Origin of the sequence: Vibrio taketomensis, from assembly GCF_009938165.1 — a bacterium.
Taxonomy (GTDB): Bacteria; Pseudomonadota; Gammaproteobacteria; order Enterobacterales; family Vibrionaceae; genus Vibrio; species Vibrio taketomensis.
The window spans coordinates 96,265-118,669 of record NZ_AP019649.1; the positions used below are offsets into that span (position 1 = coordinate 96,265).

General features: G+C 46.7%; 18 protein-coding genes, 1 pseudogene and 1 riboswitch. Of the genes and pseudogenes, 10 read left to right on the forward strand and 9 right to left on the reverse strand.

Going from position 1 to position 22,405, the window contains the following annotated elements:
• Positions 1 to 10 precede the first annotated feature (10 nt).
• Together Vt282_RS00450 and Vt282_RS00455 are read left to right on the forward strand one after the other, a co-directional pair.
• Positions 11 to 502: a type II secretion system protein M gene (locus Vt282_RS00450; RefSeq protein ID WP_162062284.1), complete on the forward strand. Its 492-nt coding sequence runs from the start codon at positions 11 to 13 to the stop codon at positions 500 to 502.
• 6 nt (positions 503 to 508) lie between these two features.
• The gene (locus tag Vt282_RS00455) at positions 509 to 1,267 is read left to right on the forward strand and encodes a type II secretion system protein N (RefSeq protein ID WP_162062285.1); all 759 of its coding nucleotides are present in this window, start codon (positions 509 to 511) and stop codon (positions 1,265 to 1,267) included.
• 69 nt (positions 1,268 to 1,336) lie between these two features.
• Here the strand turns inward: Vt282_RS00455 and envZ are convergent, their stop codons facing one another.
• Positions 1,337 to 2,659, reverse strand: a complete 1,323-nt coding sequence (gene envZ / locus Vt282_RS00460) for a two-component system sensor histidine kinase EnvZ (protein ID WP_162062286.1) — start codon at positions 2,657 to 2,659, stop codon at positions 1,337 to 1,339.
• A 92-nt stretch (positions 2,660 to 2,751) separates the two neighbouring features.
• Positions 2,752 to 3,471 (reverse strand): osmolarity response regulator transcription factor OmpR, encoded by a 720-nt coding sequence (gene ompR, locus Vt282_RS00465; RefSeq protein WP_162047431.1) that lies wholly within the window; start codon positions 3,469 to 3,471, stop codon positions 2,752 to 2,754.
• Positions 3,472 to 3,791: 320 nt separating this feature from the next.
• Between ompR and greB the strand changes: the two genes are divergently transcribed.
• Positions 3,792 to 4,268, forward strand: a complete 477-nt coding sequence (greB, locus tag Vt282_RS00470; RefSeq protein ID WP_162047430.1) for a transcription elongation factor GreB — start codon at positions 3,792 to 3,794, stop codon at positions 4,266 to 4,268.
• An 81-nt stretch (positions 4,269 to 4,349) separates the two neighbouring features.
• Complete coding sequence (locus Vt282_RS00475) at positions 4,350 to 6,671, forward strand: Tex family protein (protein WP_162062287.1); 2,322 nt, start codon at positions 4,350 to 4,352, stop codon at positions 6,669 to 6,671.
• A gap of 76 nt (positions 6,672 to 6,747) precedes the next feature.
• Here Vt282_RS00475 and Vt282_RS00480 read toward each other — a convergent pair whose 3' ends face one another.
• Positions 6,748 to 7,218 (reverse strand): ATP-dependent Lon protease, encoded by a 471-nt coding sequence (locus tag Vt282_RS00480; RefSeq protein WP_162062288.1) that lies wholly within the window; start codon positions 7,216 to 7,218, stop codon positions 6,748 to 6,750.
• 131 nt (positions 7,219 to 7,349) lie between these two features.
• Positions 7,350 to 8,144 carry a pimeloyl-ACP methyl ester esterase BioH gene (gene bioH, locus Vt282_RS00485; protein ID WP_162062289.1) on the reverse strand — a complete coding sequence of 265 codons (795 nt, stop codon included), beginning with the start codon at positions 8,142 to 8,144 and terminating at the stop codon, positions 7,350 to 7,352.
• Positions 8,145 to 8,210: 66 nt separating this feature from the next.
• Between bioH and Vt282_RS00490 the strand changes: the two genes are divergently transcribed.
• The 5 genes from Vt282_RS00490 to Vt282_RS00510 all read left to right on the forward strand — a co-directional run bounded on the left by Vt282_RS00490 (position 8,211) and on the right by Vt282_RS00510 (position 14,298).
• The gene (locus Vt282_RS00490; protein WP_167515594.1) at positions 8,211 to 8,927 is read left to right on the forward strand and encodes a ComF family protein; all 717 of its coding nucleotides are present in this window, start codon (positions 8,211 to 8,213) and stop codon (positions 8,925 to 8,927) included.
• Positions 8,928 to 9,018: 91 nt separating this feature from the next.
• The gene (nfuA, locus tag Vt282_RS00495) at positions 9,019 to 9,606 is read left to right on the forward strand and encodes a Fe-S biogenesis protein NfuA (protein ID WP_075652064.1); all 588 of its coding nucleotides are present in this window, start codon (positions 9,019 to 9,021) and stop codon (positions 9,604 to 9,606) included.
• Positions 9,607 to 9,748: 142 nt separating this feature from the next.
• The gene (gene nudE, locus Vt282_RS00500; protein WP_162047425.1) at positions 9,749 to 10,300 is read left to right on the forward strand and encodes an ADP compounds hydrolase NudE; all 552 of its coding nucleotides are present in this window, start codon (positions 9,749 to 9,751) and stop codon (positions 10,298 to 10,300) included.
• Between the two features lie 20 nt (positions 10,301 to 10,320).
• Complete coding sequence (cysQ, locus tag Vt282_RS00505; RefSeq protein ID WP_162062290.1) at positions 10,321 to 11,148, forward strand: 3'(2'),5'-bisphosphate nucleotidase CysQ; 828 nt, start codon at positions 10,321 to 10,323, stop codon at positions 11,146 to 11,148.
• Positions 11,149 to 11,652: 504 nt separating this feature from the next.
• Positions 11,653 to 14,298 (forward strand): beta-N-acetylhexosaminidase, encoded by a 2,646-nt coding sequence (locus tag Vt282_RS00510; RefSeq protein WP_162062291.1) that lies wholly within the window; start codon positions 11,653 to 11,655, stop codon positions 14,296 to 14,298.
• Between the two features lie 85 nt (positions 14,299 to 14,383).
• Here the strand turns inward: Vt282_RS00510 and recG are convergent.
• The 5 genes and pseudogenes from recG to gmk all read right to left on the reverse strand — a co-directional run bounded on the left by recG (position 14,384) and on the right by gmk (position 20,444).
• A pseudogene (gene recG, locus Vt282_RS00515) lies at positions 14,384 to 16,461 on the reverse strand (ATP-dependent DNA helicase RecG).
• Between the two features lie 71 nt (positions 16,462 to 16,532).
• The gene (trmH, locus tag Vt282_RS00520; RefSeq protein ID WP_162062292.1) at positions 16,533 to 17,216 is read right to left on the reverse strand and encodes a tRNA (guanosine(18)-2'-O)-methyltransferase TrmH; all 684 of its coding nucleotides are present in this window, start codon (positions 17,214 to 17,216) and stop codon (positions 16,533 to 16,535) included.
• A 61-nt stretch (positions 17,217 to 17,277) separates the two neighbouring features.
• Positions 17,278 to 19,398, reverse strand: a complete 2,121-nt coding sequence (gene spoT, locus Vt282_RS00525; protein ID WP_162062293.1) for a bifunctional GTP diphosphokinase/guanosine-3',5'-bis pyrophosphate 3'-pyrophosphohydrolase — start codon at positions 19,396 to 19,398, stop codon at positions 17,278 to 17,280.
• Positions 19,399 to 19,435: 37 nt separating this feature from the next.
• Positions 19,436 to 19,708 (reverse strand): DNA-directed RNA polymerase subunit omega, encoded by a 273-nt coding sequence (rpoZ, locus tag Vt282_RS00530; protein WP_075652078.1) that lies wholly within the window; start codon positions 19,706 to 19,708, stop codon positions 19,436 to 19,438.
• A gap of 112 nt (positions 19,709 to 19,820) precedes the next feature.
• A complete protein-coding gene (gene gmk / locus Vt282_RS00535) occupies positions 19,821 to 20,444 on the reverse strand; it encodes a guanylate kinase (protein ID WP_162062294.1) in 624 nt (207 codons plus the stop codon).
• 349 nt (positions 20,445 to 20,793) lie between these two features.
• Positions 20,794 to 20,893, forward strand: a riboswitch (purine riboswitch).
• Positions 20,894 to 20,980: 87 nt separating this feature from the next.
• On the opposite strand from gmk, the gene Vt282_RS00540 reads away from it, so the two are divergent.
• Positions 20,981 to 22,351 carry an NCS2 family permease gene (locus tag Vt282_RS00540; RefSeq protein WP_162062295.1) on the forward strand — a complete coding sequence of 457 codons (1,371 nt, stop codon included), beginning with the start codon at positions 20,981 to 20,983 and terminating at the stop codon, positions 22,349 to 22,351.
• Positions 22,352 to 22,405 lie beyond the last annotated feature (54 nt).

The window sequence follows — 22,405 nt, forward strand, 5'->3', positions numbered from 1 at the left end:
GGATGAAATCATGAATAAAGTAATAAATTCACTGCAGATCTGGTGGTCAAAAATTTCGCGACGTGAGCAACACTTAGTGTCAGTCGGTGGTGCCGTACTGTTATTGGGCGTGCTGTACTGGGCGATTTATCAGCCGATGATTGCTCGAGCAGAACAAGCACAATTACGTTTAAACAGTGAAAAGCAGCTATTAACGTGGGTGAAAGACAAAGCTGACCGTATCGTGGCGTTGCGAGGTAGCGGTGCTAAAGCGCTGTCACCATTGCCATTTAACCAAGCTCTTTCATCATCTGCACGCCGTTTTAATGTGGAGCTGGTGCGCATGCAGCCTCGTGGTAATGAGATGCAAGTATGGGTGCAGCCATTACCGTTCAACCAATTGGTGAATTGGATTGAATACATGCAATCTAACCATGGTATTGATGTGTTGTTTATTGATGTCGACAAGAATGCACTGACTGGCGTGGTGGATGTGAAGAGACTGCAGCTAGTGAAAGGGTAATTGAGAATGAAGAAGTTGATACTGGCCGTTTTGCTGGTGGTTACTTTTCTGATTAGTGCGCTGGTGCATTTGCCAGTGCAAGTGGTGTTAAATTATCTGCCGTTGCCACCACAACTCAGTCTGACGGCCGCGAGTGGTACGCTGTGGCAAGGGCAAGTGCAACAACTGAAATGGCAACGTTACAACTTTGGTCAGGTCTCTTGGCAACTTCAACCGAGCAAGTTATTCAGCGGTAAGGTTCAAGCTAGCGTACGTTTAGGTCGTGGTAACCCGTGGCAGTTACGCGCTCGTGGTGTGGTGGGGTATGGCTTTTCAGGCGCTTACGCCCAGACGGTAATCGCCTCGATGCCTGCCAAAGAAGTATTGAAATTTGCGCCACGTTTACCAGTGCCAATTGATATTTCAGGGCAGTTAGAGTTAAGCATTGCATCAGTACAATACGCCGCACCATATTGCCAATCAGGACAGGGTAATTTGGTGTGGAACACGGACAAGATCGGTACCCCATTAGCTGAGCTTGAAGTTGGTCCAGTGGTGGCGGATTTCACGTGTGATAACAGCCAAATTAAAGTGGTGGGTAAGCAGCAAAGCGAGCAAGTACAAAGTGGTTTTAATCTCGATTTGATGTCTAATCGTAGTTACACCACAACGGCTTGGTTTAAGCCGCAGGCTGAGATGCCAAGCGAATTCACGCAGCAGCTCAAGTGGCTCTCACAGCCTGATAATCAAGGTCGCTATCAGTTCACCTATCGAGGTCGAATTTAGGTAATCGGCAATGAAATGAAAAAGCCCCCTGAGCGTAATGCTTCAGGGGGCTTTTATTATTTACGTCAGTTACTTTCGAGAATGGGTCGGTGCGACCGGAAAACTCACTTGAACTTTCAAGCCACCTTCGCTGCGGTTATTAACCACAACTGAACCATGATGTTGGCTCACAATACGTTTGACGATCGCCAAACCGAGTCCGGTGCCTTCACTACCTCGCGCAGTATCACCTCGGGTGAATGGTTCAAACAGTTTTGCGACTTGGTTCTTCTCGATACCCGGGCCATTGTCTTCAATGCAGATCCAACATAACTTGTTGTCAGCGGTCATACCGGTTGAGATTTTTATCCAGCCATTGCCGTAGCGAATGGCATTCACCACCAGGTTACTGATGGCGCGCTTAATGGATATTTGGTTACCAAACGCCGGTTTTAAATCTTGTAAATCGGCGACAATTTCAATGTGTTCCCCGTTGCCTTCCGACAGCGAGATATCTTGAGCAATTTCATTGAGACTGACTTGAGTGAAGGACTGTCTATCGACCGGTTTTAGGTAGTCCATAAACTGACTGATGATTTCATTACACTCTTCCGTGTCACTGATGATGCCTTCGGCTAAATAACTGTCCTCGGGTGACATCATTTCCGTCGCTAAGCGAATTCGGGTTAGCGGGGTGCGTAAATCATGGCTGATGCCTGCCATCAAAAGTGCGCGGTCTTCTTCTAGTGCCTGAATGCCTTTCGACATCTGGTTAAAGGCACGGGTTACCGAGCGAATTTCGGTGGAGCCCTTCTCTGGCAATGGCGGTGGTATTTCACCTCGTCCGACTCCTTTCGCAGCCTTCTCTAGAGCCAGTAGTGGGCGATTTTGCAAGCGCATAAACAGCCAGCCACCGGCGATGATCAAGAGTGCCATCAATAAACTGTTTCTGAACAGCGGGGCGAAATCTTCTTCTTGCAGTTCGGAAAGTGGAATACGGATCAGAGAGTCAGGCATTGCTTTAATATTGAGCCACAAAATATAGCTCTCTTTGCCTAACGCCATGCGCACATCAGTTGGTGTACCGAGTTTGTGCGTCATTTCCTCACTCATTAAATCGATACTGATCGCGTGATTGTATTGTTCAGCCTCAGGACTACTTTTGGCATGAATGGTGACGCCGAGTTGCTCGAGAATCTTTTGTCGCAGAGGCGCATCCATCACCAATTGATTGTTCTCAAGGCTCGAGTTATCCAACATCAAATTGATTTCGTAGCTAAGAATTTTGTTGAACTGTTGCAAACTTGGCAGCAAAGCGTAATTGAATACGGCGTAGTAAGAGTAGGCTTGGCTGGCAATCAGCAAAGTGATAAAGATGAGAATCGATTGAGTAAAGGAGCTGCGAAAACGCATAAGGTTACCCTATTAATCGGTGTGAAGATGGAATTTGACCCATGGAACAAAAAGTGCGAGACATTCGCTCGCACTTTAAGGCATACGGTGAGTTAAGCTTCTTTGCCATCCGGCACAAAGACATAACCCAATCCCCACACGGTTTGAATGTAGCGAGGTTTGCTTGGATCAATTTCAAGCATGCGGCGTAAGCGTGAAATTTGTACGTCGATAGATCGCTCCATCGCAGAGTATTCACGGCCACGCGCCATGTTCATTAGCTTGTCGCGCGATAGTGGTTCACGAGCGTTGGTTACCAAGGCTTTGAGTACTGCAAACTCACCTGAGGTGAGTGGCATCGGTTCATCACCACGGTACATTTCACGTGTGCCAAGGTTGAGGCGAAATTCACCAAATTCAACAATCGACTCTTCCGCACTTGGCGCACCTGGCAGTTCCGTAGTTTGACGGCGCAATACCGCCTTAATACGCGCCAGCAGTTCACGCGGGTTAAACGGCTTAGGTAGATAATCATCAGCGCCAACTTCTAGGCCAACGATGCGATCAATTTCATCGCCTTTGGCGGTGAGCATCAAAATTGGTAGCTCGTTGTTGGCATTACGTAGACGACGACAAATTGAAAGACCATCTTCACCTGGTAGCATCAAATCAAGCACCATCAGGTGGAAGTTTTCACGCGTGAGTAAGCGATCCATTTGTTCGCCATTGGCTACGCTGCGCACTTGAAAGCCTTGCTCTGATAGGTAGCGCTCTAATAGCGCACGCAATCGAGCATCGTCATCTACTACCAGTATTTTATGATTTTCTTGCATTGAAACACCTTATTCAAAAGCAAAGCTAAGATAGCCAAGCGATTTGGTCACTAGAGCGCAGATAATCTGCCAAAGGCCTTTCGCTGGGATAAACACTAAAAATGTATCACCGTTTGTAAAAGCGTGCTTGCTCAAATTGTTACTCTTTTTATCTTAATCGGATAAATGAGGTGTAAAGGGGCGGATTTTCGCAAGGATCGATAGAAGAAAGCTTGGATTTGTAAGTTTTGTATCAACTCAGAGTTCACTTACTTTCACGGGCAGGCTTTTTATGTCAATGTGTCGCCATTGCGAATTGGGTAACTACAATTACATCTGTTATGAAAACCAACCTAATTACACGTGAAGGCTACGATCGCCTTAAAAAAGAACTCGATTTCTTGTGGAGAGAAGAGCGCCCTGAAGTGACTAAGAAAGTGACTTGGGCTGCGAGTCTTGGTGATCGCAGTGAAAACGCGGATTATCAATACAATAAAAAACGTCTGCGCGAGATAGACCGTCGAGTGCGCTATCTGCGCAAGCGCCTTGAACAAGTGACCGTGGTCGATTACTCACCGCAACAAGAAGGCAAAGTCTTTTTTGGTGCGTGGGTGGAAATCGAGAATGAACAAGGTGATATCAAATCATTTCGTATCGTTGGTCCGGATGAAATTTATGGAGATGCCAAAAACTACATCTCGATTGATTCGCCAATGGCACGTGCGCTGCTGAAAAAAGAAGTCGATGATGAATTTTCGGTAAAAACTCCGGAAGGTTATAAAGAGTGGTTTGTGAATCATATCCGCTATCAAGATTAACTTTTTCTTGCGCACATTAAGGGTGGAAATCATCGTTTTCACCCTGACATAAAAACTAATTTCCAAAAAGAGATCGCACGGATGAGCCAAGCTATCTGCAAACTAATCGCTCAGGAACTCAATGTTCGTCCTGAGCAAGTGACTGCTGCTGTAAACCTGATTGATGACGGTAACACAGTGCCATTTATCGCTCGTTACCGTAAAGAGGTAACGGGCGGTCTAGACGATACCCAACTGCGTAATTTAGACAGCCGTTTGGCGTACTTGCGTGAATTGGATGACCGTCGTCAAACCATTCTTAAATCGATTCAAGAGCAAGGCAAGCTAACGGCAGAGCTTGAACAAGAGATCAATCAAGCTGACAGTAAGACGCGCCTAGAAGATTTGTATCTGCCATACAAGCCGAAGCGTCGTACTAAAGGGCAAATTGCAATTGAAGCTGGGCTTGAACCACTCGCAGATATGCTCTGGAATCAGCCACAAACTGAGCCTGAAAGTGAAGCGGCGAAATACCACAATGCAGAGCATGGCATCACGGATAACAAAGCCGCACTCGATGGTGCGCGTGCCATTATCATGGAGCGCATTGCAGAAGATGCTAACTTGCTCGAGAAGATCCGTAATCACCTTAATCGCAATGCTGAGCTTGTGGCTCGGGTGGTGGCAGGACAAGAGCACGCGGGCGAGAAGTTTAAAGATTACTTTGAGCACAATGAAGCGCTAAATAAAGTACCATCACATCGCGCATTAGCGATGCTGCGCGGTCGTAATGAGGGCTTCTTAACGCTTGCAATGAATGCCGATCCTGAGCAAGAAGAAGGCGTGCGTCAGTCTTACTGTGAAACGCTGATTGCGGATCATTACGGTATTTCATTGAGCCAAGCTCCAGCAGATGCGTGGCGTAAACAGGTGATCAGTTGGGCATGGCGCATCAAAGTGTCGATGCACATGGAAACTGAGCTGATGGGTGCGATGAAAGAGCGTGCGGAAATCGAAGCGATTGAAGTATTTGCCACCAACCTAAAAGACCTATTAATGGCCGCGCCAGCAGGCCCACGTGCGACCTTAGGTTTGGACCCTGGTCTGCGTACTGGTTCGAAAATCGCGATTGTGGACGCAACGGGTAAGTTGTTAGCCACTGAAACGATCTACCCACATCCGCCACAAAACCAATATGACAAATCAGCGCAAGTCGTTGAGCAGTTAGTGCGTAAATACAATGTTGACCTGATTGCGATTGGTAATGGTACTGCTTCACGTGAGACCGACAGCTTTGTTGCCGATGTCATTAAACGCGGCAACCTTAAAGCGCAGAAAATCATGGTGAGTGAAGCGGGCGCTTCGGTGTATTCAGCATCAGAATTGGCGGCGAATGAGTTCCCAAATCTTGATGTATCACTGCGTGGTGCGGTTTCTATTGCACGTCGCTTGCAGGACCCGCTGGCTGAGCTGGTGAAAATCGATCCGAAATCGATCGGTGTGGGCCAATATCAGCACGATGTAAGCCAATCTATGCTGGCAAAACGCCTTGATGCGGTGGTGGAAGACTGTGTAAACGCGGTCGGCGTGGATGTGAATACGGCTTCAGCAGCACTGCTTAACCGTGTTGCGGGTTTGTCGACCACATTGGCACAAAACATTGTCGATTACCGTGATGAGAATGGTCGCTTTGAGAGCCGTACGACTTTGAAGAAAGTCGCGCGCCTTGGGCCTAAAGCGTTCGAGCAGTGTGCGGGCTTCCTGCGTATTATGGATGGCAAAAACCCGCTGGATGCATCATCAGTGCACCCTGAAGCTTACCCGGTAGTAAAAGCGATTGCTGAGAAAAGCGGTAAACAAGTCAAAGCATTGATCGGTGACTCAACCTTCCTTAAAGGCTTGCATGCGGTGGATTATACCGATGAAAACTTCGGTCTACCAACGGTGACAGACATCATTAAAGAGTTGGATAAACCGGGTCGTGACCCGCGTCCTGAGTTCAAAACCGCTACATTTGCTGATGGTGTGAATTCGGTGTCTGATCTGGAAGTGGGCATGGTATTGGAAGGTGTTGTGTCTAACGTGGCGAACTTTGGTGCGTTTGTGGATATCGGTGTACACCAAGATGGTCTTGTACACATTTCTGCTCTAACGGATCGCTTTGTCTCTGATCCTCGCGAAGTGGTGAAAGCGGGTGATATCGTTAAAGTCAAAGTAATGGAAGTGGATGTGCAGCGTAAGCGCATCGCGCTGTCTATGCGTTTAAACGATGAGCCAGGCCAAGATAACCGTACTCAGCGTAGTTCTGAGCCTCGCGGTGGTAATCACCAGCGCAATCAAGGACAGCGTCGTCGTGAAGAACCTGCGAGCAACGGTGCAATGGGCGGCGCATTTGCAGCAGCCTTTGCTAAAGCCAAACGCTAAATCTTATTGATTGAAATAAAAAGCCCCACTCATGAGTGGGGCTTTTGTTTTTGGGTATTCACCTTGAATGAGGTGACTACAATACCGCAATGACCTCTGAAGGCGTGTGTGGCGCAACCGCATGGCCGTAACGAAACTTAATCACGACCCGACGCTTTGCCATTCGACCTTCGGTTATCGCTGCATCGATAACGCGCTTGGGTAAACGAAACCGCATCGCGTAGCCTTTACCTTGCTGATCGCTATAACTCGACAGTGCGAGTAATTCAAACAAACGATCCAACGCATTTCGTGGCGGATCATGTTGATAAGCATCAATTACTTGCTCGTCATCGGCGCCATAGGTTGGATGTTCGGCTGGGTCCCACGCAGACTCACGTCGGCGTTTATCTTCCCCGCTGATTTTGCGTTCAGCATTACTTTTGGCTAGTGCAACCGTTGGGACAATGGGCTGACGTATGCGATTATCGCGCGCCGTTTGTTCCGTGTGCACATTAACCGATGGGGCGATAAGTGGCACACTCACATTGGTGGGTGACACGATCATAACCGAGACCTCCTCAGTTTCGCCCACTGACAGGGGATTAACGTCTGTCAGTTGCTATTCATATCGGCGGTAATGGTCAAAAATTTAGCGTTAGGCGCAAAATTTTGTCACCTTTCATCATTTGTCTCGTTTTACACCGAGTGTAAGCGTGCAAACTGCGTCACTTGTTGGCAAAACTCATCAGGCTCAGTCATAAAAGGTGCATGTGATGACTGGCTAAAGACATAGCTTTGGCTGTTTGGCATCAATGCTGCCATATCGCGCTCAACTTGAATTGGCACAAGCCCGTCTAAGCGGCCATATAAACGCAGTGTCGGGGCTTGAATCGTTGTTAGGCATTCCCGATAGTCCAAGTCCGCGAGTAGAGTTAGTCCCGCCAGCAGCGCTTGGGGATTAGGGCTTGGGCGCGAGAGAACGGCTTGTTTGAGCGTTTTGAGATCTTGACGAGCTGAAGGGCTCCCCATCGCTTGCAGTGCGATAAAGCGTTCAATCGTAAGATGGAAATCATCCATTAGTTGCGTGGTAAAAGCGCTTAGCACTTTGGGTTGGATACCACGCCATGGTTTTTGTTCGGCAAAGCAAGGTGAGCTTGCGACCGTAATGAGGCCATTGATTCGTTCGGGTGCGTGTAAGGCGACGTGTGTCGCGACTAGACCACCCAGAGACCATCCCAACCAGATCGCTTGTTGAGGCGCTTCATCGAGCAGTGGCTGCACCAGTTCATCCATCGAACTAAAACCAGCTTGATGGCTAAAGCCAAACCCTGGTAAGTCGACAATATGCACACAAAAGTGATGACTTAACCATTCTGCGGTTTGTTGCCAAACGGCACCATTCATTCCCCAACCATGGAGAAGAATGAGATTTGGCCCGCTGCCGATTTTCTGCCAGTTAAGTTTTGTCTCGCTCGTCTCATTTTGTCGCACTTAAATCATCCTCTATCGCGTGATTCTATTTGCACTATGAAGAAAAATTGCTGGGTAGGTAGGGCTATGTTAACTCAATGGTGGCAGAAAAACAGGCAGCGTTTCATTGCACACTACTGCCAGAGCTGCGGCTTGGCGATTGAGGCGCGGAATGCATCAAATGGGTTGCCGTGGTTACTCTGTTTGCGTTGTGTCACTGCACTGCAGCGCCCACGATGTCTAAGTTGTGGACTTGAATATCAGCAGAGCATCGATTACTGCGGTCGCTGCCTCACACGGCCGCCGAATTGGCGGCGCTTATATTGTGTGGGTGATTATGCTCCACCGCTTTCTAGTTATGTCCAGCAATTCAAGTTTTCTCGTCAATTGCATCAAGCAGAGCTACTTGCAGAGTTGTTACTGCTCAATGTTGAACCCAACGTTGAGGTCATTACTTTCGTCCCCTTGCATTGGTGGCGTCAGTTTAGGCGGGGGTTTAATCAAAGTGAATGGATAGCACGCGCCTTAGCAAAAAGGTTAGGCATTCCGTGTATGGCATTATTTAAACGTGCACGAGCCACTCAACCGCAGCTGGGTATGACGCGCAGCCAACGACATAAAAATCTCAACAACGCCTTTGTTATCAATACGTACATCGATTTTAACTCGGTGGCGATTGTCGATGATGTGGTGACCACAGGTAGTACTGTGAATAGCTTATGCAAATTACTGCTTGATGCAGGGGTTAAAAGCGTTGATATTTATACTATATGCCGTACTCCTGAACCAAATGGTGATCGATAAATGCTCGATTTCCATGCAAAGGACTAGATCTGAAAATTTTCAGGAGTAAAATGGTGATTAAATATCTTACAATTTTACTCGGGTATTCGTCGTGTCAAATCCAATTACTATTAGTCAGAGCGCTCAAGAACACTTTGCTAAGCTGCTTGCTCAGCAGCCTGAAGGTACAAACATTCGCGTGTTTGTTGTAAACCCAGGTACACAAAACGCAGAGTGCGGCGTTTCTTACTGCCCACCAGAGGCGGTTGAAGCTACCGATACAGAGTTAAAATTCGAAGTGCTATCAGCATACGTAGATGAGTTAAGTCTGCCATTCCTAGAAGATGCAGAAATTGACTATGTGACGGATAAGATGGGCTCACAACTTACTTTGAAAGCGCCAAACGCAAAAATGCGTAAGGTTGCTGACGATGCACCTTTAGTTGAGCGTGTTGAGTATGTAATTCAAACTCAAGTAAACCCACAACTTGCCGGTCATGGTGGTCATGTAAGCCTCGTAGAAATCACTGATGAAGGCGTTGCTATCGTTGCGTTTGGTGGCGGTTGTAACGGTTGTTCAATGGTGGATGTCACGCTAAAAGAAGGCATCGAGAAAGAACTTCTACAACAGTTTGAAGGTGAATTGACTGCGGTACGTGATGCAACAGAACACGATCGCGGTGAGCACTCTTACTACTAATTGCTTCGATGAAAAAAGGCGCTGTTTAGCGCCTTTTTTGTATCTATACCCAAGTAACTTGAGGTTGCTGGGTATATAAAACTGGTCTAACTCTTGGCATTTTCTTATATTAAGAATCAAGCACTAGAGAAGGAGAAATCTTGTGAGCAGAAAGACGCTACCAGAAATATTGGCTAAGCAGACTGTCGCTCAATCCCGCTTGTTTGCGATTGAAGCGCTAGATTTACGCTTTAGTAACGGTGAACAGCGTACTTATGAGCGTATGCGCCCAAGTGGTCGTCATGCTGTTATGGTGGTCCCAGTAACTGCACAAGGTGATTTACTCCTGGTGCGTGAATACGCGGCTGGCACTGAGCGTTATGAACTTGGCTTTCCCAAAGGTCTGATTGACCAAGGTGAAAGTGCGTTAGAAGCAGCTAATCGGGAGTTAAAAGAAGAAATTGGTTTTGGTGCTAATCAACTCACTCCACTAAAAGAAGTTGTGCTCGCGCCTTCGTATTTTTCCAGCAAGATGACGTTATTTGTTGCCCAAGACTTATATCCAGAACAGCTCGTTGGGGATGAGCCAGAACCGTTAGAGCTGGTTCGATGGCCATTATCCCAAGCAGAAGAGCTACTGACGCATCTCGACTTTTGTGAGGCACGCAGTATCACTGCATTGATGCTTGCTCTACGACACTTAAAAGTAAAATAGAGGCGAGTGAAGGAAATTTTATGCCTATAGCCCAAGATTTGTCGCACCATTTACCTGCCGTAATTGAAGTGGCGCGATCGGCTGGTCAGCTCATCTTAGATATCTATCAGAAAAAGCAGTACGAAGAATTCGTCAAAGACGATGACACACCGGTAACCAGTGCTGACCTAGCTGCGCACAAGTTTATTGTAGAAAAGCTTTCAGAGTTGACCCCTGATATTCCTGTTCTGTCAGAAGAGGCGGCCGATATCAGTTTAGAGCAACGCTCACAATGGGGCCGTTACTGGCTGGTGGACCCCCTTGATGGTACCCAAGAATTTATTGCTCGTAGCGGTGATTTCGCGACGATTATTGCTTTGATTGAAAACCATCAACCAGTGATGGGTGTAGTGTATGCACCGGTTTCAGGTGTGACTTACTACGCGTATAAAGGCAAAGGCGCGTGGAAAATTCCGGATATGAACGAGAGTGTGCGTATTACCTCTCACCAACATCAAGGTAAGCAGCATCCGATCGCGATCGCGATCAGTCGTCGTCAAGATATCAACCGCATTACCAGCCGAATGTGCAGTGGTTGGAATTATGATTTAGTACCGCTTGGCTCTGCGGCATTAAAAGCATGTTTGGTTGCTGAGGGTGCTGTAGATTGCTATTTACGTTTAGGTCCGACGGGCGAATGGGATACCGCCGCAACACAATGTATCGTTGAAGAAGCTGGTGGACGCATTCTTAGCACTCAACTTGAGCCGTTGTCATACAACGAGCGTGATACGCTCGAAAATCCCAATTTCATCGTGCTCGGCGATGAAAGTTTGCCTTGGCACAAGATATTACTCGTCAAAGATTAAGTATTAGCTTGGTTTAAAAACCCGCATTCAGCGGGTTTTTGTTTGTCTGCAGATGGTTGTCTGTTGAACTTAATTTCTCTCGAGTCAATTCACAGACTTATTCCTAGTCGCGAAAAAATCGTCAAAACATCCATCTCCCCCTCACTTTACTGAACGAAAAATGAGATCAATTCCACAATTGTTACGCATTGTTTTAACGATTAAGCCAATAAGCTGATTAAAAAGTAGCAATATTAGCTGTTAAGTTATTGATTTGTGAATTTTAGTTGTGATCTTGATCGCAGTAAAACCGTCAAAATGTTTAAGCTGATTTTGACGGAAATCACTAAATATATGAAATTTATAGATTTATATTTTTGTGTTTCAGTGCTGATTTGAACTGGATCACTGATTTTGCATGATTAATTTTACGCTAAAAATAACTACTTATATTTGCCGCTATTGGATTTTCTTTTTGGTAAAGTCTGTTTGGGCTGTTAGTTAAGTGTTCTTAAGGTAAGTAAGATGTTGAAACCAACTTTGATCGCGGCTTCAGTGCTAGCAACCTTGGCCGGTTGCTCTTCACTACAAAATTCACAACATGTGGTTGATGCGTTAGCAGACAATTTAGATATTCATTATCAAGTGATGACCAACCATGGCGCAAATGATGGTCTAGCTTGTGAAAGCTTGGGTGCAGAATGGGCGTCATGTAATCAAGTGGTGATGACGCTAGAGAATCATGGCGAAGCAGTTGATACTAAAGACTGGGCGATCTATTTCCACAGCATTCGTTTGATTCTTGATGTAGATAGTGACCAATTCAAAATCACACGTATTACTGGTGACCTACATAAACTAGAGCCAACGGAAAAGTTTGATGGCTTTGCTGCGGGTGAAAAAGTTGAGCTTGGCTTGATTGGTGAATACTGGCAGTTGTTTGCAACTGACTTTATGCCTGGCGCCTTTGTGACAGCACCAGATGCAGAACCAAAACTGATCGCCTCGCTCAATACTGAAGATGTTGCGAGCTTTGTTTCGGGTTTGGAAGGTGACAATCTAAAGCGTACACCTGACGATAATAATATTTTTGCTACCGCAATCTCTCGTTTTGAAAAAAATGCCGATCTTGCCGAGCAAGACGTTTCGACGACACTATTGCCAACCCCGCTGATTGTCGAGCAAGGCCATGGCATCGTTGATATCGCACAAGGTATCCAATTGCCAAGTGAGTTGTTTACCGCAGAGCAGTTTGCTGCGTTGCAATCACGTGCAGCACTGCTAGGTGTGAATCTAGCGGGTGAGTTAGCAGTAGACACGGCAATTGTACCGAGCGAGTTTCCTGATAACCTTGCAAAATCGGGTGCTTACGAGCTAGTGATTAGCCAAGATGGCATCAAGATCATTGGTTTTGACCAAACGGGTCTATTCTACGGCGTACAATCAATCTTTGGTTTAGTCGGCGACAATAGCCAACTTCCTGTGCTGCGCATTATCGATGCGCCACGTTTTGATTACCGTGGTGTGATGGTGGATGTAGCGCGTAACTTCCATAGCAAAGCCGCAATCCTAGCGACGCTTGACCAAATGGCAGCGTACAAAATGAATAAACTGCACCTTCATCTCACGGATGATGAGGGTTGGCGTCTAGAAATTCCAGGCCTACCTGAGTTAACTGATATCGGCGGCCAGCGTTGTTTTGATTTAGATGAACAACAATGTCTGTTACCGCAGTTAGGTTCTGGTCCTTCATCGGACAATTTCGGCTCTGGTTATTTTAGCAAAGCCGATTACATTGAAATCCTAAAATACGCACAAGCACGTAATATCGAAGTGATTCCAGAAATTGATATGCCAGCGCATGCTCGCTCAGCAGTGGTTTCGATGGAAGCACGTTACGATCGCTTAATGGCGGAAGGTAAAGCGGAACAAGCGAATGAATATCGCTTGATGGATCCGCAAGATAGCTCAAACGTGACTACGGTTCAGTTCTACGATAAGCATAGTTTTATCAACCCATGTCTAAACTCTTCAACTCGCTTTGTTGATAAAGTGATCTCTGAAGTGGCAGCAATGCACCAGGAAGCGGGCACGCCATTAACCACTTGGCATTTTGGCGGTGACGAAGCGAAGAACATTAAGCTAGGTGCGGGTTTCCAAGACGTTAACGCTCAAGACAAAGTGAACTGGAAAGGCACGATTGATCTTTCTCAGCAAGATAAGCCATTTGCTAAATCGCCACAATGTCAGGCGCTGATTGAAGATGGCACAGTCAGTGACTTTGCTCACCTACCAAGTTACTTCGCTGAAGAAGTCTCAAAGATTGTTGCCGAGAAGGGCATTCCAAATTTCCAAGCTTGGCAAGATGGTTTGAAATACAGCGAGGGTGGTGAACAAGACTTTGCTACTGAAAATACCCGCGTAAACTTCTGGGATGTATTGTACTGGGGCGGCACGTCATCAGTGTACGAATGGTCGAAGAAAGGTTATGACGTAGTCGTTTCAAACCCAGACTATGTCTACATGGATATGCCATACGAAGTGGACCCGCAAGAACGCGGCTACTACTGGGCAACTCGTGCTACTGATACTCGTAAGATGTTTGGTTTTGCGCCAGAAAACATGCCACAAAACGCTGAAACGTCGGTTGACCGTGACGGTAATGGCTTTACCGGTAAAGGGACGGTAGAAGCGAAACCATTCTACGGTTTGTCGGCTCAGTTGTGGTCGGAGACAGTACGTAATGATGAACAATACGAATACATGGTGTTCCCACGAGTGCTTGCTGCGGCAGAGCGTGCATGGCACAAAGCCGATTGGGAAAACGACTACCAAGTTGGTGTGGAGTACTCACAAAATACTAACTTAGTCGACAAACAAGCTCGCACCGAGGATTACAACCGCTTTGCAAACGTTATTGGCCAACGTGAGCTAGCGAAACTGGAAAAAGCAGGGATTGATTACCGTTTGCCAGTACCGGGTGCAAAAATTGAGAACGGCAAGTTAGCAATGAACAGTGCTTTCCCTGGTGTTGAGTTGCAGTACTCAATCGATGGTGAAAACTGGCTAACGTACACCGACGCACAACGCCCAAGCGCAACTGGTGAAGTTTGGATTCGCTCAGTTTCAGCTAGCGGTGAGAAAGCAAGTCGAGTGACGTCAGTAAAATAACTGCCGAAAAGTACTAAATGGAATTAAGTTGTTGGTAAGCCAAAGCGCCCTGCGAATGCAGGGCCTTTTTTTTGATATTGCTGATCTACGCTTTAGCGTAAATATCTCGCTCACCTAACCATCGGTCAATGATCGCTTGAGCATTCTGAGGGTATTGTTGGTGAATGTGACGAGCTATGCGCTGAACTTCTGGGATCAAGCGCTGATCTCGCACTAAGTCGGCAATCTTAAAGTCCGCCATACCGGTCTGTTTGGTACCAAGTAGTTCACCTGGGCCTCGAATTTCCAAATCACGCTGGGCGATAACAAAACCATCGTTACTTTCACGCAGTACGCCTAAACGCTTTTGTGCGGTTTTCGATAGCGGTGCGTGATAAAGCAGCACACAGTGGCTGGCGACAGAACCTCGGCCAACGCGTCCACGTAACTGGTGTAACTGAGCTAAGCCAAGACGCTCTGGGTTTTCAATGATCATCAAGCTTGAGTTTGGTACATCCACACCAACTTCAATCACTGTGGTTGCCACCAATAAATGCAGATTGTTGTCTTTGAAATCCTTCATCACTGCCTGCTTTTCCGCCGGTTTCATCCGTCCGTGCACCAGGCCAATTTTGACATCTGGCAGCAGACGTTGCAGCTCTTCAGCGGTATCGGCGGCAGCTTGCGCTTCAAGTACTTCCGATTCATCAATCAGAGTACATACCCAGTAAGCTTGTTTGCCCTCATTGAGACAGGCGTGTCGCACTCGCTCAATAATGTCGTTGCGCTTAGTATCCGGAATAGCCACTGTTTGAATTGGCGTACGCCCCGGTGGTAGTTCATCAATGACTGAGGTTTCCAAATCCGCATAAGCGGTCATAGCCAGCGTGCGCGGAATTGGTGTGGCGGTCATAATTAACTGATGTGGGAAGGTGCCTTGTTTTTCACCTTTAGCCCGCAGTTCTAAACGCTGATGAACACCAAATCGATGTTGTTCATCAATAATAACTAACGCTAGATTGTGGAAGTTTACATGCTCTTGAAATAGGGCATGTGTGCCTACCACCATCTGCGCTTCACCACTGGCGATACGGGCTAACTCTGTCTCTTTGGCTTTGCCTTTGAGTTTGCCCGCTAACCAGCCCACTTGAATGCCCATGCTCTCAAACCAATTAGCAAAGTTAATCGCATGCTGCTCAGCCAGTAGCTCGGTTGGTGCCATCAAAGCAACTTGATAACCGTGTTCAATGGCTCGCAGTGCCGCTAATGCGGCGACTAAGGTTTTACCTGAACCAACATCGCCTTGAACCAAACGCATCATTGGGTGCGGTTGTGCTAAGTCTTGCTCAATCTCACCCACTACTCGAGATTGTGCATTGGTGGGTGAGAATGGTAATTGCGCCAGCAATTGCTGCTTTAGTTTGTCGACCGTTGGTAATGGGATGGCGTTATCTTGCTGACCTTTGCTACGCACCGCCAGCATAGAGAGATTCTGTGCCAGTAGCTCTTCTAAAATTAACCGCACTTGCGCCGGATGTTTACCTTCGTCAAATTGTGACAAATCGATATTTGGTGGCGGACGATGAATGGTATGCAGCGCCTCGGCTAAGGTGATTTGGCTAGGGTAAAGCCCATTGGGTAGTAACTCTTGCACCGCCGATTTATCCAACAGTTCTAGCGCTTGGTCAGTAAGGTTGCGCAGGGTAATTTGACGCAGTCCATCTGTGGTTGGGTAAACAGGAGTTAAGCTTGCTTCGGTTTCTGCCGCATGATTTGGCGCATAGAATTTATAGTCAGGATGGACGATTTCTAGACCGTAATTACCCCGTTTGATTTCGCCGTAAGCATGAACGGTTTGCCTTCACTGAAATTGTTTTTCATTCCGGCGGTAAAGTTAAAAAAGCGTAGGGTTAGCGTGCCATTACCATCGCTAATTTTTACCGTCAGCATTTTGCGTTTGCCAAACAGGGTATCCACGGCCATGACTTTGCCTTGCACTGCCGCCCACAAACCTGCATGCAGTTTTACCATTGGGTAAATCCGTGTGCGGTCTTCGTAACGTAGCGGCAAATGAAACAGTAGATCCTGCACGCTGTATAGACCGACTTTATCCAGTTTCTCAGCCACTTTGGCGCCAACACCACTTAGCGATGTTAGAGGAATAGCAGAAAGAAGTTGGGACATAAAACAAGGCTCGCTAATTGGAATAACGATAGTTAATCATTTGGCTGTGTTTTTGTACAGGAATAACTAAGCTACTTCTTCTGCATCTCTGCCCACCATGCTTCGTCAGCTACAATCTGGCCTTCACCATCAAGTGGTGGATAAGGCAGTTTTTTGCGCTGAGCCACTTTCGCTAGTACTGGGTGGCCACGCTCAAACAGAATGCGGTGAATGACATCTTCTGGCAGAGAGCTTTGCTCCTTGTCGTACATACCCGCTTCTTGGCGTTGGCGCTGCGCTTCATAAAGAATAATAGCGCTGGCTACCGACACATTGAGCGACTGCACCATCCCCATCATTGGAATGATGATGTCTTGGTCGGCCAGTTTTTTAGCTTGTGCTGATGCACCGACTTTCTCGCTACCAAGAATGATGGCGGTCGGTTTGGTGTAATCAATCTGGCGAAAATCGACAGCGCTATCAGACAGATTGGTGACCAGAATTTGCATGCCTTGCGCTTTGAATTCAGCTACGGCTTCTTCAATCGAGCGGTGGTTGTCCACTTCTACCCAGTTACGTGCGCCAGCAGACGTATGGGTGAGAGTGCGCATTTTATCTGGCCAGATGGCATGGATTTTATGCAGACCTGTTGCATCGGCAGTGCGGACGACTGCCGAAACATTGTTGGGTTTGTGCACTTCTTCCATACACACGGTGAGATCGGTTTGGCGTGCTTTAAGTACTTGTTGGATTCGTTGGTAGCGTTCTAGATTCATAGCAGTCACGATAAAATAAGGCCCTTGAGAGCGAAGCTTCAAGGGCCAGAAGAGAGATTAATTAGTGTTTGCGGCGACGGACACGCAGGGTATGTGGCATCGCTTTAATACGGCGCATAATACCCGCCAAATGCACACGGTCTTTGGTGGTGAGTAGTACCGTAACGGTATACAAACGACCATCTCGCTCTTTGGTCGAGAGACCATGAATATTCGAGCCAGTTTTTGAAATCACGTTCGTCAGCTCTGCCAATGCACCTTGACGGTTTTGTACGTCAACACGTAGCTCAGCAGTAAATTCTTGATCGTATTCATCTGACCATGCCACTGCCATGTACTTATCGGGTTCACGCTGGTAACCACGTACGTTTGGACAGGTTTCACGGTGCACTACCAGACCACGACCAGGTGATACGTGCGCAATAATGTGATCATCTGGAATTGGATGACAACAGTTAGCAAACGTCAGCAGAATGCCCTCAGCCCCACGGATTGGTAGCTTCTTAGAGCTATCACTTGGAATTGAGCTTGTGGTCGTCAGTTCGTCAGTGTCACCGAGTAGTCGGCGCGCAATAACGATACTCATCAATTCACCCAAACCGATGGCAGCCAACAGATCTTCAATTGAGTCTAAGCGTAGATCCGTCAATACTTCCTGAATGTTTTCAGGATAGATGGAATCAATGCTATGGCGACCCAGCGCATGATTGAGCAGACGGCGACCTAGGGTGATCGATTCTTCTCGACGCATGGTTTTCAACACTTGACGGATCTTAGTGCGAGCTCGTGAAGTCACCACATAGTTTAGCCATGCCGCATTCGGACGAGCGCCAGGAGCGCTGATGATTTCAATAGTTTGACCGTTTTTCAACGATTTGCTTAGCGGGTAAGGGTTGCGATCAACACGCGCACCCACACAGGCATTACCGACGTCGGTATGCACGGCATAAGCAAAATCCACCGCTGTTGCGCCAAGTGGCAATTCAACGATACGACCTTTTGGTGTGAAGACGTAAATCTCATCTGGGAATAGGTCAGATTTTACGTTTTCGATAAATTCAAATGAGTTACCGGCACTTTGCTGAAGCTCAAGTAGGCTTTGCATCCAACGCTGCGCTTTAATTTGCGCCGTGGTGCCAGTGCGTTCGCCATTGCCTTTGTAAGACCAATGCGCCGCAACACCTTTATCCGCCATTTGATCCATATCTTCAGTACGGATCTGCACTTCAACCGGTACGCCATGAGGGCCAACCATCGAAGTGTGAATCGATTGATAGCCGTTGGCTTTTGGTACCGCAATGTAATCTTTAACACGACCAGGACGTGGTTTGTACAGGCTATGTACTTGACCCAGTACGCGGTAGCAAGTGTCTGCGGTATCGACAATGACGCGAAAAGCGTAAATGTCCATAATGGTGTGAAAGCGCTGCTCTTTGGTTTTCATCTTGTTGTAGATGGAGAACAGGTTCTTTTCACGGCCGACAACACGAGCTTTAAGACCGACATCTTCTAAACGACCCTCAAGTTCACCGTGGATGCGTTGAATCATCTCTTTACGGTTGCCACGAGCCGCTTTAACTACTTCTTTTAATACACGATAACGGTTTGGATACAGGGCTTCAAAGCCAAGCTCTTCCAATTCAGTTTTGATATTGTGGATGCCGAGGCGGTGTGCCAGTGGCGAGTAGATTTCTAACGTTTCACGGGCTATACGACGCTTTTTATCGGGGCGCAAAGCACCAAGCGTTCGCATGTTGTGAGTACGGTCGGCAAGTTTGATCAGAATAACGCGAATGTCTTGCACCATGGCAAGCACCATTTTGCGGAAGTTTTCCGCTTGCGCTTCTTTACGGTCACGAAATTTCAGCTTGTCGAGCTTAGATACACCATCCACCAATTCAGCCACAGCATGACCAAATTGTTGCTCCAGATCTTCTTTGCTGACATCGCAATCTTCGATTACGTCATGCAAAAGAGCGGCTTGTAGAGTTTCGAGGTCGAGGCGCATTTCCGCCAAAATACGAGAAACGGCTACAGGATGGATAATATAAGGTTCCCCGCTAGAGCGGGTCTGCCCTTCGTGGGCATTTTTCGCTACCACATAAGATTGACGCAGAGCCTCTATTTGAGGCTCTGTAAGGTACTCTTGGGCAACGTCTTTGAGGCTGTCGAATAGATACAAACTTAACGCCTAGAAGATGGTTGTAGAGAAAGTCTGATTAGCGACCGTGAGCGATGCTGCTAACTGCTGCCAGTTCAGCTGCTTCTTGCTCTTGTTGCTCTTGACGCTCACGTGCATCAAGGATTTCTTTCGTGATCAGACCTTCTTCGATTTCGCGTAGAGCGATAACCGTTGGTTTATCGTTCTCTTCTGGCACTAGTGAATCTTTACCGCCAGTTTGCATTTGACGAGCGCGGCGAGCCGCAATCAGTACTAGGTCGAAACGGTTGCCAACTTTTTCAACAGCGTCTTGAACAGTTACGCGTGCCATGAGGACTCCAAATAGTTAACTAAATTTTTGAATGACGAGAAATTATACAGGCTTCAGCGCTTTTATTCTAGCCAAAGCGTTTTCTCATCGGTGAATGGCTTTTGGGAGATCCTTACTCAGCCAATAGAGCATCAAGCATGCCTTTATATTTAGCAGCTTGTTTATCTTGCTTCAATCTTTCTGCACGAATGATGGCTTTAAAGTCCATCAGTGCATTGTCAAATTCATCATTGACGATTACATAGTCGTATTCGTCATAATGAGAAATCTCTGATTTCGCTTCCGCCATGCGTTTTGCAATCACGGCTTCGCTATCTTGACCACGCGTGTTTAGGCGGCGTTCTAGCTCACCATTTGATGGTGGTAGAATAAAGATGCTTTTTGCTTGTGGCATTTGTTCACGGATTTGACGCGCACCTTGCCAATCGATATCAAGAAATACGTCGATACCTTTGTCTAGATTTTCTTCAATCCATACTCGAGAAGTGCCGTAGTAGTTACCAAATACTTCTGCGTATTCTAGGAACTGGCCTTTTTCGATTAGCTCTTCAAACAGCTCTTTTTGCACAAAGTGGTAGTGCACACCATCTTGCTCACCCGGGCGCATGCCGCGCGTAGTGTGAGACACAGATACTTTCATCGCGTATGTTGGATTGGTTTCCAGCATCGCTGAGATCAAGCTAGATTTACCAGCGCCGCTCGGTGCCGAGACGATATATAGAGTACCTTTGCCCATATGTAACGTTCCACATTTGGTTGGATGGTGTCGAGAAAAGTCGACAGTTTAAAGATAGCACTGACCGAGAACTATCACGCGATTGGTGAAAAATAGGTCAGAAAAATGGAGGCGAAGAGTAGCACGATCACAAGGATCATCACAAGGAAAACAACGCTCACACCATGGGAATTACGATCTTACAATCTTTCCGCGCGCTATCCCGTTAATTTAGTGGAAATATCTTAATGTCGATAAGCAATAAGTTGATTATTGCTAGTTGACTATGCCTCGCGCTTTAGGCAAACGTTTGCTTTTTATCGTCAATATTGTTGAAAAAGGATTGAACTTTTACTCTAGATGCATACAATGCGCGCAAACGTTTACGTGCTGTATATTCTCAGTGAATTGGACTGAGTGTTTCTACCACCGAGCCTATCTTGGTGACTACAGTAAGTTCTTGCTTTCGTGACTAAAATTTTAAGTTCGTAGCGAGAATTTTCTTTATTTCAGCATGTGTGCCTATTCACGAAAATTTAAGTTGTAAAGGTTACATAGTGAGTCTCGAAACAACCCTTAAGCAAAGTAAGACGACCAGCTTGCTGGACTCTACTTTTAAACTCTCTGAGCGCAAAACCACCATTAGCACTGAGCTATATGCCGGTTTTATTACTTTCCTAGCGATGACTTATATTCTGGCGGTCAACCCAGCGATTTTGGGTGGTATTCCGGGAATGGATAAAGGTGCAGTTTTTACCGCTACCGCACTATCTGCAGCGATTGCGACACTGATTATGGGCATTTGGGGTAACTACCCAGTCATGCTTGCGCCAGGCATGAGTATGAATGGCTTCTTTAAAGGTTTGCTATTAAGTGGCTCTGTCGCACTGGTTTGGAATGAAGCGCTATTTGGTATCTTCCTATCGGGCGTGGTGTATTTGATTCTGTCGCTAAGCAATATTCGTAAAACGCTGATTGAATCGATTCCTGAAGATCTTAAATTGGCGATCACCGTTTCGCTCGGGATGTTTATTGCATTCTTAGGCCTAAAAAATGCTGGCATCATCGTTTCCAATCCCATCATTTTGGTCAGCATGGGTGATATTTCTAATCCTCAAGTTCTGATTGCTTACATCAGTATCTTTATCGCGCTAGGTTGTATGATTCGTGATATCAAACTGGCGACGTTTATCTCGTTTATTTCTGCGATCATTCTGACCATTCTTGCTGACATGCTGATGGGTACCAATAATGCCCCAATTCCAGAACAGCTATTCTCGATGCCACCAAGCTTGGAAGGCAGCTTTGGCGCAGTGTTTGAAATATCGAATTTAACCGCAGACAAATGGTTTGATTTGCTATTTATCGTAGTGATTTTCTTGATTGTCGACTTTTTCGATGGTTTAAGCACTATTGTCGGCGTAGGCCGTGATGCGGGTATTATCGATGACGACGGTAAAGTGCCAAACGCACGTTCTGCGTTGGTGGCAGATGCGGGTGGTACAGTGATCGGTGCGGTTCTTGGTTCGACCTCTATTACCGCGTTCTCGGAATCGGGCATTGCCTCTTCGCAAGGGGCTAAGACTGGTCTTGCTGCGGTAATGGTAGCGATTCTATTTGCTCTATCACTATTCTTGTACCCATTGTTCTCAGTTTTCTCTGCGGCGATGGTGGCGCCGGCAATGGTAGTGGTTGGTATCTACATGATTGGTCGCCTAGGTAAAATTAACTGGGAGCATAAAGAATCACGTATTGCCGCGTTCTTTACCATTATGTTCACGGTACTGAGCTTCTCACCAGCGAACGGTATGGCGATGGGCTTTATTAGCTATTGCTTCTCAATGGTAGTGGCAGGACGTGCGAAAGAAGTGCACCCAGTCATTTACGGCCTATCATTGGTGTTCTTAACTTACTTAGTGTTGCTGTAAGTATTCGTTCAATTCAATGCTCCTACTGACGTGGGGGCATTGAATCCACCTATT